The sequence below is a fragment of the Roseovarius sp. genome (assembly GCF_040223625.1).
GTDB lineage: Bacteria > Pseudomonadota > Alphaproteobacteria > Rhodobacterales > Rhodobacteraceae > Roseovarius.
This window is the reverse complement of the sequence record NZ_JAVKFX010000012.1, coordinates 38,100-53,216: the sequence shown is the minus strand read 5'-3', so window position 1 is coordinate 53,216 and position 15,117 is coordinate 38,100. Positions and strand designations below refer to the sequence as shown.

17 protein-coding genes are annotated in these 15,117 nt (G+C 66.9%); 15 read left to right on the top strand and 2 right to left on the bottom strand.

The genetic code is table 11. The annotated features are described in order from the left end of the window. Positions 1-18 precede the first annotated feature (18 nt). On the bottom strand, positions 19-1,290 hold the full coding sequence (locus RLN94_RS03515; RefSeq protein ID WP_350126205.1) for a multidrug effflux MFS transporter: 1,272 nt from the start codon (positions 1,288-1,290) through the stop codon (positions 19-21). A gap of 234 nt (positions 1,291-1,524) precedes the next feature. Between RLN94_RS03515 and RLN94_RS03510 the strand changes: the two genes are divergently transcribed. The 7 genes from RLN94_RS03510 to RLN94_RS03480 all read left to right on the top strand — a co-directional run bounded on the left by RLN94_RS03510 (position 1,525) and on the right by RLN94_RS03480 (position 7,588). After that, entirely contained in the window at positions 1,525-3,057 is a 1,533-nt protein-coding gene (locus RLN94_RS03510) for an acyl-CoA carboxylase subunit beta (RefSeq protein WP_350126202.1), read from the top strand. Between the two features lie 87 nt (positions 3,058-3,144). Then, positions 3,145-3,480: a hypothetical protein gene (locus tag RLN94_RS03505; protein WP_350126199.1), complete on the top strand. Its 336-nt coding sequence runs from the start codon at positions 3,145-3,147 to the stop codon at positions 3,478-3,480. A gap of 5 nt (positions 3,481-3,485) precedes the next feature. After that, positions 3,486-3,881, top strand: a complete 396-nt coding sequence (locus tag RLN94_RS03500; RefSeq protein WP_350126286.1) for a DUF6497 family protein — start codon at positions 3,486-3,488, stop codon at positions 3,879-3,881. A 214-nt stretch (positions 3,882-4,095) separates the two neighbouring features. Then, entirely contained in the window at positions 4,096-4,245 is a 150-nt protein-coding gene (locus tag RLN94_RS03495) for a hypothetical protein (RefSeq protein ID WP_350126196.1), read from the top strand. 81 nt (positions 4,246-4,326) lie between these two features. Further along, positions 4,327-4,683, top strand: coding sequence for a hypothetical protein (locus RLN94_RS03490; protein ID WP_300893944.1), 357 nt, complete (start codon positions 4,327-4,329; stop codon positions 4,681-4,683). Between the two features lie 341 nt (positions 4,684-5,024). Further along, the gene (locus tag RLN94_RS03485; protein ID WP_350126193.1) at positions 5,025-7,070 is read left to right on the top strand and encodes an acetyl-CoA carboxylase biotin carboxylase subunit; all 2,046 of its coding nucleotides are present in this window, start codon (positions 5,025-5,027) and stop codon (positions 7,068-7,070) included. Between the two features lie 5 nt (positions 7,071-7,075). After that, positions 7,076-7,588: a hypothetical protein gene (locus RLN94_RS03480; RefSeq protein WP_350126191.1), complete on the top strand. Its 513-nt coding sequence runs from the start codon at positions 7,076-7,078 to the stop codon at positions 7,586-7,588. Between the two features lie 10 nt (positions 7,589-7,598). Here the strand turns inward: RLN94_RS03480 and RLN94_RS03475 are convergent, their stop codons facing one another. Then, positions 7,599-8,057, bottom strand: coding sequence for a DUF4174 domain-containing protein (locus tag RLN94_RS03475; RefSeq protein WP_350158477.1), 459 nt, complete (start codon positions 8,055-8,057; stop codon positions 7,599-7,601). 189 nt (positions 8,058-8,246) lie between these two features. Here RLN94_RS03475 and scpA point away from each other — a divergent pair, with 189 nt between their 5' ends. From scpA to RLN94_RS03435, 8 genes are all read left to right on the top strand, one after another. Then, positions 8,247-10,376, top strand: a complete 2,130-nt coding sequence (gene scpA, locus RLN94_RS03470) for a methylmalonyl-CoA mutase (protein ID WP_350168543.1) — start codon at positions 8,247-8,249, stop codon at positions 10,374-10,376. Between the two features lie 64 nt (positions 10,377-10,440). Beyond that, positions 10,441-10,956 (top strand): MAPEG family protein, encoded by a 516-nt coding sequence (locus tag RLN94_RS03465; protein WP_350129565.1) that lies wholly within the window; start codon positions 10,441-10,443, stop codon positions 10,954-10,956. Positions 10,957-11,023: 67 nt separating this feature from the next. Next, on the top strand, positions 11,024-11,635 hold the full coding sequence (locus RLN94_RS03460) for a VOC family protein (RefSeq protein ID WP_350129562.1): 612 nt from the start codon (positions 11,024-11,026) through the stop codon (positions 11,633-11,635). Then, complete coding sequence (locus tag RLN94_RS03455) at positions 11,632-12,126, top strand: GNAT family N-acetyltransferase (RefSeq protein WP_350129560.1); 495 nt, start codon at positions 11,632-11,634, stop codon at positions 12,124-12,126. Before RLN94_RS03460 ends, RLN94_RS03455 begins: the two co-directional genes overlap by 4 nt. 38 nt (positions 12,127-12,164) lie before the next feature. After that, on the top strand, positions 12,165-12,842 hold the full coding sequence (locus RLN94_RS03450) for a TerB family tellurite resistance protein (RefSeq protein WP_350129557.1): 678 nt from the start codon (positions 12,165-12,167) through the stop codon (positions 12,840-12,842). 1 nt (position 12,843) lies between these two features. After that, positions 12,844-13,875 carry an endonuclease/exonuclease/phosphatase family protein gene (locus RLN94_RS03445; protein WP_350129554.1) on the top strand — a complete coding sequence of 344 codons (1,032 nt, stop codon included), beginning with the start codon at positions 12,844-12,846 and terminating at the stop codon, positions 13,873-13,875. Between the two features lie 10 nt (positions 13,876-13,885). Beyond that, positions 13,886-14,653: a potassium channel family protein gene (locus RLN94_RS03440; RefSeq protein ID WP_350129551.1), complete on the top strand. Its 768-nt coding sequence runs from the start codon at positions 13,886-13,888 to the stop codon at positions 14,651-14,653. Positions 14,654-14,696: 43 nt separating this feature from the next. Beyond that, positions 14,697-15,116 (top strand): hypothetical protein, encoded by a 420-nt coding sequence (locus tag RLN94_RS03435; RefSeq protein ID WP_350129548.1) that lies wholly within the window; start codon positions 14,697-14,699, stop codon positions 15,114-15,116. Position 15,117: the final 1 nt, after the last annotated feature.

Below are 15,117 nucleotides of genomic sequence, written 5' to 3'. Positions count from 1 at the left end.
GGCGGCCCTTTTCCTGTGTCAGCCGGCGAGGGCCAGCCGCTTCTCGCGCCGGATCACGAGGCTGATCGCGCAGACCGCGCCGATGGCGGTGACCACCATGATCCACAACAGCGGCGCCGCGCCCGCCCCGGGTGTCAGCAGCGCCCCCGCCAGCGCCGACAGGCCCGCGCCCAGCCCGATCATCAGCGAGCCGGACAGCCCGCTGGCGGTGCCCGCAAGGTGGGGCCGGACCGACAGCGCGCCGGAGGTGGCGTTGGGGATGGCCATGCCGTTGCCGAGCCCGACGCAGGTCATCAGCCCGAAGAAGGTGTAGGGCGTGCCGAGGTCGAGTTCGAAAAGCAGCAGGCTCAGCGAGACGCCGGCCGCGACGATCAGCGAGCCCCAGAGCACCATGCGGTTGATGCCCACCTGAACCGAGAAGCGCCCGGCGAGGAAGTTGCCGCAGAAATAGCCCACGGCGGGCGCGCCGAAGAACAGCCCGAAGGTGGCCTGGTCGAGGCCGAAGACCTGGTCGCCGACATAGGGCGCGCCGCCGAGATAGGCAAAGAACGATCCCGAGGAGAGGCCGAGCGTGGCGGTATAGCCCCAGAAGCGGGGGGATTTCAGCAGTTCCGGATAGTCGCGCAGCTCGTCCCGGAAGGTGGTGCCGGCGCGCGAGGGGGCGGTTTCGCCGAGGTCGGACCATGTCAGCCACAGGGTGACGCAGCCGATCACGAAGAGCGCCCAGAACCCGGCCTGCCAGCCGAAGACCGAGGCAAGCCCGCCGCCGATCGCCGGGCCCACCATCGGGGCCACGGCCATGCCCATGGTGACATAGCCGATCATCGAGGCGGCCTGGGCCTCGGGGACCATGTCGCGCACCACGGCGCGCGACAGGACGAGCGCCGTGACGATCGCCGCCTGGAACATGCGGAAGACGAGGAACATCGCCGTGCTGGTGGCGTAGATGCAGCCCAGCGTGGCCAGCAGGAAGATCGCCACGCCGGCCAGCAGCACCGGCCGCCGCCCGACCCGGTCGGAGATGGCGCCGACGAAAAGCTGCAGCACCGCGTTCACGCCGAGATAGAGCGCCACGGAAAGCTGCATGACGCTGTAGTCGGTGCCGAAATGCGCGGCCATCGCCGGCAGCGAGGGCAGGAAGATGTTCATCGCCAGCGCCGCGAGCGCCGACAGGGTGATCAGCGTCAGCACGTGCGGGGGCGTGGTTCGATCGAGGAACCTGCGCGGGGGCGGGGTGGTCGGGTCCGCCGCCGTCTGCGCGGCCGGGTCCCCGTGGGGGGTGTCGGTCATGGGCGCAATCTAACGCGTCGCGCGGCGGTGTCCATATCGCGGAGTGCATAGCCGCCTGCCACTGGGTTGTGCGGTGATGCACGGTCGGAAGCGGGCTGGCAGGGGCGGGCGGGGTTTGCCGGTTTTGCAGTTAGCTTCGCATGCTCTGCTAAAGATTTGCAAATTTGCCGATTTCCGCTTTGTATCCGCCGCCGTCTTCTCTATTTTCCGGCGAAAACCGGGAAGAGGACTCTCATGAAGGATATCCTGCAGGAACTCGAGGATCGCCGCGCCGAGGCGCGCCTTGGCGGTGGCCAGAAACGCATCGACGCCCAGCACGCCAAGGGCAAGCTGACCGCCCGCGAACGCATCGAAATCCTGCTCGACGAGGGCAGCTTCGAAGAGTTCGACATGTTCAAGACCCATCGCTGCATCGATTTCGGGATGGAGGAAAACAAGCTTTACGGCGACGGGGTGATCACCGGCTGGGGCACGATCAACGGCCGGCAGGTCTATGTCTTCAGCCAGGATTTCACCGTCTTCGGCGGCTCGCTGTCGGAAACCCATGCCGAGAAGATCTGCAAGGTGATGGACATGGCGCTGCAGAACGGCGCGCCGATCATTGGCCTCAACGACTCGGGCGGGGCGCGCATCCAGGAGGGTGTGGCGAGCCTTGCGGGCTATGCCGAAGTGTTCCAGCGCAATATCGAGGCCTCGGGCGTCATTCCGCAGATCAGCGTGATCATGGGGCCCTGCGCGGGCGGGGCCGTCTATTCGCCCGCGATGACCGACTTCATCTTCATGGTGAAGGACAGCTCCTACATGTTCGTCACGGGCCCGGACGTGGTCAAGACCGTCACCAACGAGCAGGTGACGGCCGAGGAGCTGGGCGGGGCGAGCACGCATACCAAGAAAAGCTCGGTCGCTGACGCGGCCTTCGAGAACGATGTGGAAGCGCTGGCCGAGGTGCGGCGGCTGGTGGATTTCCTGCCGCTCAACAACACCGAGAAGTCGCCGGTGCGCCCGTTCTTCGACGAGCCGGGCCGGCAGGAGCCCAGCCTCGACACGCTGATCCCCGACAACCCGAACACGCCCTACGACATGAAGGAGCTGATCGAGAAGCTGGCGGACGAGGGCGATTTCTATGAAATCCAGGAGGATTTCGCCAAGAACATCATCACCGGCTTCATCCGGCTGGAAGGCCGGACCGTGGGAGTGGTGGCGAACCAGCCGATGGTGCTGGCCGGGTGCCTCGATATCGACTCGAGCCGGAAGGCCGCGCGCTTCGTGCGGTTCTGCGACTGTTTCGAGATCCCGATTCTCACGCTGGTGGACGTGCCCGGCTTCCTGCCTGGCACGAGCCAGGAGTATGGCGGGGTGATCAAGCATGGCGCCAAGCTGCTTTACGCTTTCGGCGAGGCGACGGTGCCCAAGGTGACGGTGATCACCCGGAAGGCCTATGGCGGGGCCTATGACGTGATGTCGTCGAAGCATCTGCGGGGCGATTTCAACTATGCCTGGCCCACCGCCGAGATCGCGGTGATGGGCGCCAAGGGGGCGACGGAGATCATCCACCGTGCCGATTTGGGCGACCCCGAGAAGATCGCGGCGCATACCAAGAGCTACGAGGACCGGTTCGCCAACCCCTTCGTGGCCGCCGAGCGGGGCTTCATCGACGAGGTGATCCAGCCGCACAACACGCGGATGCGGGTGAGCCGGGCGTTTGCCAGCCTTCGGAAGAAGAAGCGCAGCCTGCCGTGGAAGAAGCACGACAATATTCCGCTGTGACGCTTGTGGAAAGTGTGGAAGTGGGGGCCAGCCCCCACGCCCCCGGGATATTTCTGGCCAGAAGAAGCATGGGGTGGTTTTTGGCCGATGGCGCGTGACGGGTGGCATATCGTGGAGGAGGCGGGCGTGCTGACCGTGGCGCGGCGGTGGCCGGCGCGGTTCGACGTGGCGGCCTCGACCTTGGTGCCGGTCGTGAACCGGCGGCGGCTGGCCCGGCAGGTGCGGCAGGACGTGTGGCGCGCACTGCGGCGGGTGAAGGGGTTCGCGCCGGTGGTGCGCGTGGCGGATGAGGACGGGATGCTGGCGGTGACCGCGGGCGGGCAGGTGGACGGGCCGGTGGCGCGGGCGCAGGTCGAGGCGCGGATTGCCGGCGTGCTGGCGGATGCCGGGACCCGGGAGAGGTGGATCAGGTGGGCGTCGTGAGATTGATGACGATGGTTTGCGTGGCCGCGATTGCGATCGCGGCCGGAGCCCGGCAGGGCGGGGCGCAGGAGGAGCGCCTCGTCCTGCCCTCGGGGCTGGAGGCCGGGCTGCAGGAGGTGCTGCGGCAGGAAGGCGGCGAGGGCGGGCCGGTGCTGCGTTTCCGCTACGTGGCGGCGGGGCTTGTCCGGGGGGCGGACCTGACGGTGGTTTCGGCCGATCTGGAGCACCTGTGCAACGCCCATGCCCTGCCCAATGCGCCCGATGCCGAGGCGGAGGGGGCGACGATCATCGTCTCGCTGGGCAGTGCGGCCACGGAATTCGGCGTGCCGGACCCGGACGTGGTGCAGGTGTTCGAGGCCTACAGGGTCGAAAACGGCACCTGTATCTGGGAGGTTTTCTGATGTTTACACAATATCTTGCGGCTCGAATCTCAAGTGTGGTCAAGTTTGAGGCTTTGGAGTCACACGAGACGGACATCGCTGTGGACAAGTATCAAATCGGCGCGGATTCCAGTATTCTGGACTCCGGTTGCACTCGAGTGACCGCAATGACCCACGTGAGGCAGGTGGGGCGTTTAACGTGGCGTCCAAATGTGTACACATACAGGAGACATTTATGTCTAAGACTATCAAGAGCATTCTTGCGCTCGGCATCGTGGCGACTTTTGCCGCCTGTGGCCAGCAACAGCAGCAAGAAGAAGAATTCGTCGTGGTCGATCCGGCGCCGATTTCGGTCGAGCCCGTCTACACCGGCAAGTACAAGTAATCCCGCGAGGGAAAGCACGGGGCGGGCCTTCGGGCCCGTCCTGACCGCCGCACCGCGCCCCGTCGAGATGGAGGGCGCCCCATGCTGAAGCATCGCGGCTTTCCCGGGCGCCTGCCCGGATCGGATTTCCAGTTCACCATCCGGCGCGCCAACCCCAAGGGGGCCACGCCGATCGTCCGCCGCGAGCGCTATCGCGATAGGCGGCCGGCCGACCGCATGGCCGACACGGCCTTCGTGCGGGCGCTGTGGGAGCAGTTCGGCGACGAGCCGTTCGAGCGGGGCAACCTCGATGCCGGGCGGCTGAGCTGGCTGTTCGGGCGCGAGGTGAAACCCGCCGAGGACCCGTTCGACCCGGAGGATTACGAAGCGCTGCTGGTGCTGGACGTGAACGCGGCGCGCGCGGCCTTTCCCGAGGCGTTCGAGGGGGAGGGGGCATGATGCCGGGTGCCGTGAGAATGGGCGGCGATTTGGGCATGAACTTGCCCACGACCGCCGGATTTGTGCGGATTGCAGCCGATCTCCCTATCCGTGTAACGCGCCGCTTGGCGAGAGCCGCCCGGGCGTGCAGCGTGGGCCTTGTAGTGGTGGCCCTTCCCCAAGGGGCCAGGACGTTTCGTCTTATCCGTTACCCTTCCCCTGACGGGCGGCCTTGCACAACGTGCAGGCCGCCCCTTTTTCGTTTCATTCCAGAGCTTTGCGTGCATGGCGTCCTGTCGCCAATGCCCGCAGTCGCCCTTCCGCGCGCCGCGCGGCCAAGACCCGAGAAGAGGACCTGAGACATGTTCAAGAAAATCCTGATCGCCAACCGGGGGGAGATTGCCTGCCGCGTCATCAAGACCGCGCGCAAGATGGGGATCCAGACGGTCGCGATCTATTCGGATGCCGACCGCAACGCGCTGCATGTGCAGATGGCCGACGAGGCGGTGCATATCGGCCCGCCGCCGGCGAGTGAGAGCTATATCGTCATCGACAAGGTGATGGAGGCGATCCGCCAGACCGGCGCCGAGGCGGTGCATCCGGGCTATGGCTTCCTGTCGGAGAACCCGAAATTCGCCGATGCGCTGGAGAAGGCAGGCGTGGCCTTCATCGGGCCGCCCAAGGGCGCGATCGAGGCGATGGGGGACAAGATCACCAGTAAGAAGATCGCCAAGGACGCGGATGTGAACACCGTGCCGGGGCATATGGGGCTGATCGAGGATGCCGAGGAGGCGCTGAAGATCTCGGAGGAGATCGGCTTTCCGGTGATGCTGAAGGCCAGCGCCGGCGGCGGCGGCAAGGGGATGCGGATCGCGTGGAATGCCGAGGAGGTGCGCGAGGGCTTCCAGGCGTCGAAGAACGAGGCGGCGAGCAGTTTCGGCGACGACCGGATGTTCATCGAGAAATTCGTGACCCAGCCGCGGCATATCGAGATCCAGGTACTGTGCGACAGCCATGGCAACGGCATCTACCTGGGCGAGCGGGAATGCTCGATCCAGCGGCGGAACCAGAAGGTGATCGAGGAGGCGCCGAGCCCCTTCCTTGACGAGGCGACCCGCAAGGCGATGGGCGAGCAGGCCGTCGCGCTGGCTCATGCGGTGGGTTACGCGAGCGCGGGCACGGTGGAGTTCATCGTCGATGGCGAGAAGAACTTTTACTTCCTCGAGATGAACACCCGGCTTCAGGTGGAGCACCCGGTGACGGAACTGATCACCGGTGTCGACCTGGTGGAGCAGATGATCAAGGTGGCCGCCGGTGAAAAGCTGTCGATCAGCCAGCAGGACGTGACGCTCAACGGCTGGGCGATGGAAAGCCGGCTTTATGCCGAGGATCCGTATCGCAACTTCCTGCCCTCGATCGGGCGGCTGACGCGCTATCGCCCGCCGGTCGAGGTGTCGGCCGGTCCGCTCTTGGAAAGCGGCAAGTGGCAGGATGAGGCGGGCAGCGGCGAGACGGCGGTGCGCAACGATACCGGCGTCTACGAGGGCGGCGAGATTTCGATGTATTACGATCCGATGATCGCCAAGCTGTGCACTTGGGGCGAGGACCGGGCGACCGCCATCGAGGCGATGCGCGTGGCGCTCGACAGTTTCGAGATCGAGGGGATCGGTCATAACCTGCCGTTCCTGAGCGCGGTGATGGATCACCCGAAATTCGTCTCGGGCGACATGACCACGGCGTTCATCGCCGAGGAATACCCCGAGGGGTTCGACGGCGTGGAACTGGCCGAGCCGGCGCTGCGCCGGGTGGCCGCGGGCTGTGCCGCGATGCACCGGATCGCCGAGATCCGGCGGACGCGCGTGTCGGGCCGGATGGACAACCACGAGCGCCACGTGGGCAGCGACTGGGTCGTGACCCTGCAGGGGCAGAGCTTTCCGGTGACCGTGGACGCCGACCGCGAGGGCGCGACGGTGACCTTCGAGGACGGCACCAGCCACCGGCTGACCAGCGGCTGGACGCCGGGCGATCAGCTGGCCGAACTGGACGTGGATGGCGAGCTTCTGGTGCTGAAGGTGGGCAAGATCTCGGGCGGGTTCCGCATCCGCACGCGGGGGGCCGACCTGAAGGTGCATGTGCGCACGCCCCGGCAGGCCGAGCTGGCCGCGTTAATGCCCGAGAAACAGCCGCCTGATACCTCGAAGATGCTGCTGTGCCCGATGCCGGGCCTGATCGTCAGCATCGGTGTGGAGGAAGGCCAGGAAGTGCAGGAAGGGCAGGCGCTTTGCACGGTGGAGGCGATGAAGATGGAGAATATCCTGCGGGCCGAACGCAAGGCCGTGGTCTCGAAGATCAACGCCGGGCCGGGCGACAGCCTTGCGGTGGATGACGTGATCATGGAGTTCGAGTAGGGCCCATGGGGACGGGCCTTGCCTCCAACGCGATGCTTGCCGCGGTGGCGCTGGCCGCGCTGACCGCTTGCGTGCGGGAGGACGAGGCGGAGATGCGGGCAAGGCTGGAGCAGTGGTTCGCATTGGGCGAGACCGCGTATTTCCAGGCGCGCGGCGATTGCGTGGCCGGCGTGTTCCGGCTGGCGGGCACGGACGTGGGCGCGGCGATGCCGGTGACGGGCTCGGTGCCTGAAATGCTGTGGGCCCTGCCGCGGCAGGGGCGGGCGGCGCTGCGGGCCGAGGGCATGGCGCCCGATGCCGCGCTGGTGGAACTGGCCAACGAGGCGCGGCCGACCGGCATGGCGATGCGCCGCGCCGGGCTCGAGGCGCGGTCCTGCATGGATGACGGGGCCGAGGGGGCGTTTCGCCGGGCGCTTCTGAGCCCCGATGCGCTGCTGGCCTATGACAGCGAGAGCGGCACGGTCATGGTGATGGACACGCGCCGCGACCTGCTGTTCGCCGCGATGGGGGAGGGGTGATGCGCGCCGCTCAGCTTTCGCCGCCGCGCCGTTCGCGCACTTCCTGCTGCCGCATGGGCAGCTTGTCGATGACGCGGGAAATCTCGCGCACCGACCAGGGCAGCGGCTTGCGCAGGTATATGGTGCCGTCCTTGCCGATCAGCACCAGCATGAACCCGCGCGGCCGCAATTCCCGGCGCAGCGCGGTGTCGGCGCCGCGCTCGGTGTCGGTCAGGACCACCACGTCGCGCAGGGCCAGATCGTCGAGCCGCTCGTTGATGTATTCCATCTGCTGGACATATCGCGGGTCGGCCGGGCTGTCGGCGAAGACGACGAGGGGGCGTTTCGTCCACATGAACTCTTCCAGGTCGACATTCTCGCCGGGCAGGATGATGTCGTCACGCGGCGGATCGTCCTGCGCCACGGTCGGGCCGGCCCCGGCGAAGGCCGTCAAAAAGCATACGAAAACAAGTGCTAACGTTCTTTGCATGGATACTCCCGTCGCCCCAGATATAGGCCGTCGGGCGCGGGATGCGAAGTCAGAATTCCGCGAGAACGGAAAAAGTCGCAGGCGGGGGGCGCCGGGCGGCCTCCGCGCGGGGCGGCAGGGATCGGAAATCAGGGACCGGTGAGCGCGGGGGCGACCCTGCCGCCGGCCGGACGAGAAGAGGACAAGGCAATGGCATCGAAGAAAGACGAATGGCGCGAGATCGCCGAGAAGGAACTGAAGAACCGCAAGCTGGAGGACCTCACGTGGAAGACGCTGGAAGGCATCGACGTGAGCCCGGTCTACACGGCGGAGGATGTCGAGGGGCTGGATCACCTGGGCTCGATCCCCGGCGCGGCGCCGTTCACCCGGGGCGTCAAGGCCACGATGTATGCCGGCCGGCCCTGGACCATCCGGCAATATGCCGGGTTCTCGACGGCCGAGGAATCGAACGCCTTCTACCGCCGCAACCTCGCCGCCGGGCAGCAGGGGGTCAGCGTGGCCTTCGACCTGGCCACCCACCGGGGCTATGACAGCGATCACCCGAGGGTGACGGGCGACGTGGGCAAGGCGGGCGTGGCCATCGACAGCGTCGAGGACATGAAGATCCTGTTCGACGGCATCCCGCTCGACCAGGTGTCGGTCAGCATGACGATGAACGGCGCGGTGATCCCGATCCTCGCCAGTTTCATCGTCGCGGGCGAGGAGCAGGGGCACGACAAGTCGGTCCTGTCGGGGACGATCCAGAACGACATCCTCAAGGAATTCATGGTGCGCAACACCTATGTCTATCCGCCCGAGCCGTCGATGCGGATCGTGGCCGACATCATCGAGTTCACGGCTTGGGAAATGCCGCGTTTCAACTCGATCTCGATCTCGGGCTACCACATGCAGGAGGCGGGCGCGAACCTGGTGCAGGAGCTGGCCTTCACGCTGGCCGATGGGCGGGAATACGTGCGGGCGGCGACCCATCGGGGCATGGACGTGGACAAGTTCGCAGGCCGCCTGAGCTTCTTCTTCGCCATCGGCATGAATTTCTTCATGGAGGCTGCCAAGCTGCGCGCCGCGCGGCTGCTCTGGCACCGGGTGATGAGCGAGTTCGAACCGAAGAACCCGCGCTCGATGATGCTCAGGACGCATTGCCAGACCAGCGGCGTCAGCCTGCAGGAGCAGGACCCCTACAACAACGTCGTGCGCACCGCCTACGAGGCGATGAGCGCGGTGTTGGGCGGGACGCAGTCGCTGCACACCAACGCGCTTGACGAGGCGATTGCCCTGCCCACGGATTTCAGCGCCCGGATCGCGCGTAACACCCAGCTGATCCTGCAGGAGGAGACGGGCGTGACCAACGTGGTCGACCCGCTGGCGGGCTCCTATTACGTCGAGAAGCTGACCCATGACCTGGCCGAGAAGGCCTGGGCGCTGATGGAGGAGGTCGAGGAGATGGGCGGCATGACCAAGGCGGTGGCCAGCGGCATGCCCAAGCTGCGCATCGAGGAGACCGCCGCGACCCGGCAGGCGATGATCGACCGAGGCGACGAGGTGATCGTCGGCGTCAACAAGTACCGCAAGGACAAGGAAGACCCGATCGACATCCTGTCGATCGACAACAACGAGGTGCGCCGCTCGCAGATCGCGGCGCTTGAACGCATCCGCGCCAACCGCGACGAGGCGGCCTGTACCAAGGCGCTGGAAGAACTGGAACGCCGCGCGAAAGAGGGCGGCAACCTGCTGGAAGGGGCGGTCGAGGCCGCCCGGGCCCGCGCCACTGTCGGAGAGATCAGCATGAGCATGGAAAAGGTATTCGGGCGGCATCGCGCCGAGGTGAAGACGCTGGCCGGCGTCTATGGCGCGGCCTACGAGGGCGATGACGGTTTCGCCGCAATCCAGAAATCGGTGGAGGAATTCGCCGAGGAGGAGGGCCGCCGGCCGCGGATGCTGGTGGTGAAGATGGGGCAGGACGGGCATGACCGCGGCGCCAAGGTGATCGCCACGGCCTTTGCCGATATCGGCTTCGACGTGGACGTGGGCCCGCTCTTCCAGACGCCGGACGAGGCGGCGCAGGACGCCATCGACAACGATGTGCATGTGGTGGGGATTTCCTCTCAGGCGGCGGGGCACCGGACGCTGGCGCCGCAGCTGATCGAGGCGCTGCGCGAGAAGGATGCGGGCGATATCATCGTGATCTGCGGCGGGGTCATCCCGCAGCAGGATTACGAGTTCCTGAAGGAGGCCGGGGTGAAGGCGATCTTCGGGCCGGGGACGAATATTCCCACGGCGGCGCAGGATATCCTGAAGCTCATTCGCGAGGCGCGGGGGTAGGCTGAGGGGGCTTTGCCCCCGTCGTTGAAACCCTGCGGGGTTTCAACGCCTCCCCCAGAGTATTTTGACCAAGAAGAAGGGCGGGGTGATGGACAGGCGGCGGAAGATTTCCATCGGGGCGGCGGCCGGCGTGGTCTGGGCCTTTGCCGTGCTTGCGGGGGCGGCGCTTTTCGTGACGCTGCCGGTCTTTGCGCTGATGCCGACGATCATGACGGCCTTTCTGGCGCCCGGGCTGGTGATGATCGCCATGGTCGCCACGCTGGGCAACCGGCGCTTCCTGAACGAGGAGATCATCGACGGCGGCCCGCTGAGCGGCGCGGCCGAGATCGACCGGCGGGTGCTGGTCAACACCACCGAGCAGCTTGTGCTGGCCATGGCGGTTTGGCCCGCGGCGGCGGTGCTGCTGGGCCCCGAGGGGCCCGGCGTGATCCTGGTGCTGGGGGTGGCGTTCGCGGTGGCAAGGCTGGCCTTCTGGGCCGGCTATCACATGGCCCCGCCGCTGCGCGCCTTCGGCTTCGCGGCGACCTTCTACCCGACCGTCCTGGTCGCGCTCTGGGCGCTGTGGCGGGTGGTGGTCTGAGCGATTGCCAAGCGGGGCGCGCGGTGCCTAAGGTGGCCGCGGAGTGGGAACGGGTAAGGGGCGCGACATGCTGGAACTGGATCACCTGGCCGTGGCGGCCGAGACGCTGGACGAGGGCCGCGAGGCGGTCGAGCACGCGCTGGGCGTCAGCCTGCAGCCGGGCGGGCAGCATGTGAAATTCGGCACCCACAACGTGCTTCTGGGGATGGAGGAGGGGCTTTACCTCGAGGTGATCGCGGTCGACCCCGCTGCGGCGCCGCTGCCCTATCCCCGCTGGTTTGACCTCGACCGGTTCGAGGGGCGGCCGCGGCCGCGGATCTGGATCTGCCGGACGGATGATCTTGACGGAGTGGTGGCCGATATCCCCGGGGCGGGCGTGCCCGTTGCGCTGGAGCGGGGTGACCTGCGCTGGCGCATGGCGGTGCCGGAAGATGGCGTGCTGCCCTTCGACAATGCCTTTCCGGCGGTGATCCAGTGGGAGGGCTCGGCCCATCCGGCGGCGCGGCTGGCGCCGTCGGGCTGTGCGCTCCGGCGGCTGGTGATCGCGCATCCGGAGGCGGAAGCGTTGCGGGCGGCGCTGAAGGATCGGCTGGAGGATGAGCGCGTGGTGATCGAACCCGGCGCGCAGGCGATGCGCTACGAGATCGACACGCCGCACGGGTTGCGCGTGCTGGAATGAGCGTCCGCGCCGCCGTGCCGGAGGATGCCGGCGCCATCGCCGGGATCTGGAACCCCTATATCCGCGAGACCGCCGTCACCTTCACCACCGATGAGAAGACCGAAGCCGGGCTGGCCGCCGATATCGCGGCGCGGCCGGGGGCGTTTTTCGTGGCCGAGGAAGACGGCGCGGTGCTGGGCTTTGCCACGGCCTTTCCCTTCCGGGGCGGGCCGGGCTACCGGCATACGCTGGAGCATACCGTGCAGTTGGCGCCGGAGGCGCGGGGGCGGGGGACGGGCCGGGCGCTGATGGACCGGCTGGAGGCGGCGCTGCGGGAGGCGGGCTGTCACGTTCTGGTGGCGGGTGTCAGCGGCGAGAACGCGGCGGGGATTGCCTTTCACCGGGCCATCGGCTTCGAGACCGTGGGGCGGATGCCGGAGGTGGGCGCCAAGTTCGGCCGCTGGATGGATCTTGTGCTGATGCAGAAAATCCTTGGCCCCGGCGGCGGTTGACGCTGACATCCCGTGCGGAAGCCGATAGGGTCGCGCCCATGTCGATCTGGAACCGCATATCCGAGGCGCTGTCGGCGCTGGCCAATGGCGAGCCGCTGAGCGAGGTCTTCGACCGCCTGCGCACGCCGCCCGAGCGCAGCGTGGCCTTCGCCATTGCCGTGATCGCGCTGGGCGCAAAGATGGCCAAGGCCGACGGGCTGGTGACGCGCGACGAGGTGACGGCGTTCCGCGAGGTGTTCCAGATCGCGCAGGCCGACGAGGCGGGGGCGGCGAAGGTCTTCAATCTCGCCCGGCAGGACGTGGCGGGCTTCGAGGAATATGCCGAGCGCATCCGGCGGATGTTCGGCGAGGATACCGACACGCTGAACGACCTGATGGAGGGGCTGTTCCACATCGCTGTGGCGGACGGGGTCTATCACCCGAACGAGGACCAGTTCCTGGAACGGGTGGCCGAGCTCTTCGGGCTGAAACCCCATGAATTCAACGCGTTGAAATCCCGCTTCGTGCCCGATGCCAAGCCCGATCCCTATTCCATCCTGGGGGTCACCCCCGACATGCCGATGGACCAGATCCGCGCCGCCTGGCGCCGGCAGGTGCGCGAGAGCCACCCCGACCGGATGCTGGCCCGCGGCGTGCCGGAGGAGGCGGTGAAGCTGGCCGAGAAGCGGATCATCGACATCAACCGCGCCTGGGAAGAGATTTCCGAAAGGGTCTGAGATGCGCTTTGCCACCTACAACGTGGAATGGTTCAACGCGCTTTTCGATGACGCCGGCACAGCCTTCGACGACGGCGAGTGGTCGGGCCGGCACGACGTGACGCGGGGCGAGCAGCTTGCCGCGCTTGGGATTGTGTTCAGCGCGCTCGACGCCGACGCGGTGATGGTGATCGAGGCGCCGGATCACAACAGCCGGCGGTCGACGGTGACGGCGCTGGAAGGGTTCGCGGCGGCGGTGGGGCTGCGGGCGCGCAAGGCGCTGATCGGGTTTCACAACGACACGCAGCAGGAGATCGCGCTGCTGTTCGACCCCGACAGGCTGTCCTGCCGGCACGATCCGAAGGGGGAGCCCACCGGCCAGAAGGGCGCGCGCGAGGCGCCGCGGTTCGACGGGGTGTTCCGGATCGACCTGGATATCGACGCGACCGAGGACCTGGTGGTGTTTTCCAAGCCGCCCTTCGAGATTGCCGCCGAGACGCCCACGGGCGCCAGCTTCCGGATGATCGGGGCGCATCTGAAGTCGAAGGCGCCGCACGGGGCGACCAATCGCGACGAGGTGATGCGCATGGCGATTTCCAATCGCCGCAAGCAGCAGGCACAGGCGGTGTGGCTGCGCCAGCGGATCGCGCAGCACCTGGAGGCGGGCGAGGAGCTGATCCTGATGGGGGATCTGAACGACGGGCCGGGGCTTGACGAGTACGAGGATCTGTTCGGGCGTTCGTCGATCGAGATCATCATGGGCGAGGGGGCCGATACCGAACACCGGCTTTACGACCCGCACGCGCGCCGCGCCCTGACCCGGCGGATCGGGGCGATGAACACCACGGCGCGGTTCTACATCCAGTCGGAACAGCGCTATCTTCAGGCGCTGCTCGATTACATCATGGTCTCGCCGGGCCTGCGGAAGAAGAAGCCGCGCTGGCGCATCTGGCACCCGTTCGAGGATCCGGGCTGCTGGCGGGTGCCGGAGCTGCGCGATGCGCTGCTTACCGCGTCGGACCATTTTCCCGTGACCATGGATATAGAGCTGTGAGGGGGCGCGCATGACGATGAAGGAACGGCTTCGCCTGCTCTACGAGGGCCGCAGCAACCGGGCCACGCGGTTCCGCTACGCCCTGCTGGCCTTCGACGCGGTGTCGATCGTGTTCTTCCTTGCGACCGCAATGCTGGACCTGACGCCGTGGCTTCTGGTCGCCGACGGGATGATCGCGCTTCTGATCCTGCTCGACCTGCTGGCGCGGTTCTGGATCGCGCCCAACCGCTGGCGGCATCTGCGGCAGTTCTACGTGATGGTCGATATCGTGGTGATCCTGTCGCTTCTGGCGGCGCCGTTCATCGGGCAGGGGCTGATGATGCTGCGGCTCTTGCGGGCGCTCAGGCTGGTGCATTCCTATCACCTGCTGCGCGACCTGCGCCGCGACTGGCGGTTCTTCCGCCGGCACGAGGATACGGTGGTTTCGGCGGTGAACCTGCTGGTCTTCATCTTCGCGATGACCGCGCTGGTCTACGTGTTGCGCGCGCGGGAACCGGCGCTGGAAAGCTACGTGGACGCGCTTTATTTCACCGTGGCGACGCTGACCACGACGGGGTTCGGCGATATCGCCATGACCACGACATACGGCCGGCTGCTGGCGGTGGTGATCATGGCGGTGGGGGTGGGGCTGTTCCTGCGGCTGGCCAGCGCCATCTTCTCGCCCGCGAAGGTGCGGCAGAAATGCGAGCAATGCGGGCTCATGCGGCACGATTCCGATGCGATCCACTGCAAGCATTGCGGGGCCGAGATGAAGATCGAGACCGAGGGGGTCGGGTGAGCCACGTCTTAAAACTGTCAACCGGGCTTCCTATATCGGTGTCATGACACGCTTGGCCCTGATCACCGCTGTGACCCTCAGCCTGACCGCGCCCGCGCTGGCGCAGGACACGGAAACGGAGCCGGAGGCGCCCGGAAACGAGCGTTCGCTGATGGAAGAAGGCGCGCGGATGTTCCTGGAAGGCATCCTTCGGGACATGGAACCGGCGCTGCGCGACCTCGAAGGCATGGCGGGAGAGATCGAGCCGGCCCTGCGGGAGTTCGCGCAGGAGATGGGCCCGGCCTTTGCCGAACTGATGGCCAAAGTGGACGATCTGAGCAATTACGAGATGCCCGAGATGCTGCCCAACGGCGACATCATCATCCGCCGGAAGGAGCCGCTGGAGCCCGAGGTTCCGGACGAGCCGGAGACGCCGGTCGATCCGGAGCTGGATATCGAGCCGGGGGAAGAGATCGAGATCTGAT

Excerpts from the sequence above, each read along its gene's own strand:
- RLN94_RS03480 (WP_350126191.1), top strand. The coding sequence starts at position 7,076 with ATGGGGACGGGCCTTGCCTCCAACGCGATGCTTGCCGCGGTGGCGCTG.
- scpA (WP_350168543.1), top strand. The coding sequence starts at position 8,247 with ATGGCATCGAAGAAAGACGAATGGCGCGAGATCGCCGAGAAGGAACTG.
- RLN94_RS03435 (WP_350129548.1), top strand. The coding sequence starts at position 14,697 with ATGACACGCTTGGCCCTGATCACCGCTGTGACCCTCAGCCTGACCGCG.
- RLN94_RS03455 (WP_350129560.1), top strand. The coding sequence starts at position 11,632 with ATGAGCGTCCGCGCCGCCGTGCCGGAGGATGCCGGCGCCATCGCCGGG.
- RLN94_RS03495 (WP_350126196.1), top strand. The coding sequence starts at position 4,096 with ATGTCTAAGACTATCAAGAGCATTCTTGCGCTCGGCATCGTGGCGACT.
- RLN94_RS03485 (WP_350126193.1), top strand. The coding sequence starts at position 5,025 with ATGTTCAAGAAAATCCTGATCGCCAACCGGGGGGAGATTGCCTGCCGC.
- RLN94_RS03500 (WP_350126286.1), top strand. The coding sequence starts at position 3,486 with ATGACGATGGTTTGCGTGGCCGCGATTGCGATCGCGGCCGGAGCCCGG.
- RLN94_RS03515 (WP_350126205.1), bottom strand. The coding sequence starts at position 1,290 with ATGACCGACACCCCCCACGGGGACCCGGCCGCGCAGACGGCGGCGGAC.
- RLN94_RS03505 (WP_350126199.1), top strand. The coding sequence starts at position 3,145 with ATGGCGCGTGACGGGTGGCATATCGTGGAGGAGGCGGGCGTGCTGACC.
- RLN94_RS03440 (WP_350129551.1), top strand. The coding sequence starts at position 13,886 with ATGACGATGAAGGAACGGCTTCGCCTGCTCTACGAGGGCCGCAGCAAC.
- RLN94_RS03460 (WP_350129562.1), top strand. The coding sequence starts at position 11,024 with ATGCTGGAACTGGATCACCTGGCCGTGGCGGCCGAGACGCTGGACGAG.
- RLN94_RS03450 (WP_350129557.1), top strand. The coding sequence starts at position 12,165 with ATGTCGATCTGGAACCGCATATCCGAGGCGCTGTCGGCGCTGGCCAAT.
- RLN94_RS03475 (WP_350158477.1), bottom strand. The coding sequence starts at position 8,057 with ATGCAAAGAACGTTAGCACTTGTTTTCGTATGCTTTTTGACGGCCTTC.
- RLN94_RS03510 (WP_350126202.1), top strand. The coding sequence starts at position 1,525 with ATGAAGGATATCCTGCAGGAACTCGAGGATCGCCGCGCCGAGGCGCGC.
- RLN94_RS03490 (WP_300893944.1), top strand. The coding sequence starts at position 4,327 with ATGCTGAAGCATCGCGGCTTTCCCGGGCGCCTGCCCGGATCGGATTTC.
- RLN94_RS03445 (WP_350129554.1), top strand. The coding sequence starts at position 12,844 with ATGCGCTTTGCCACCTACAACGTGGAATGGTTCAACGCGCTTTTCGAT.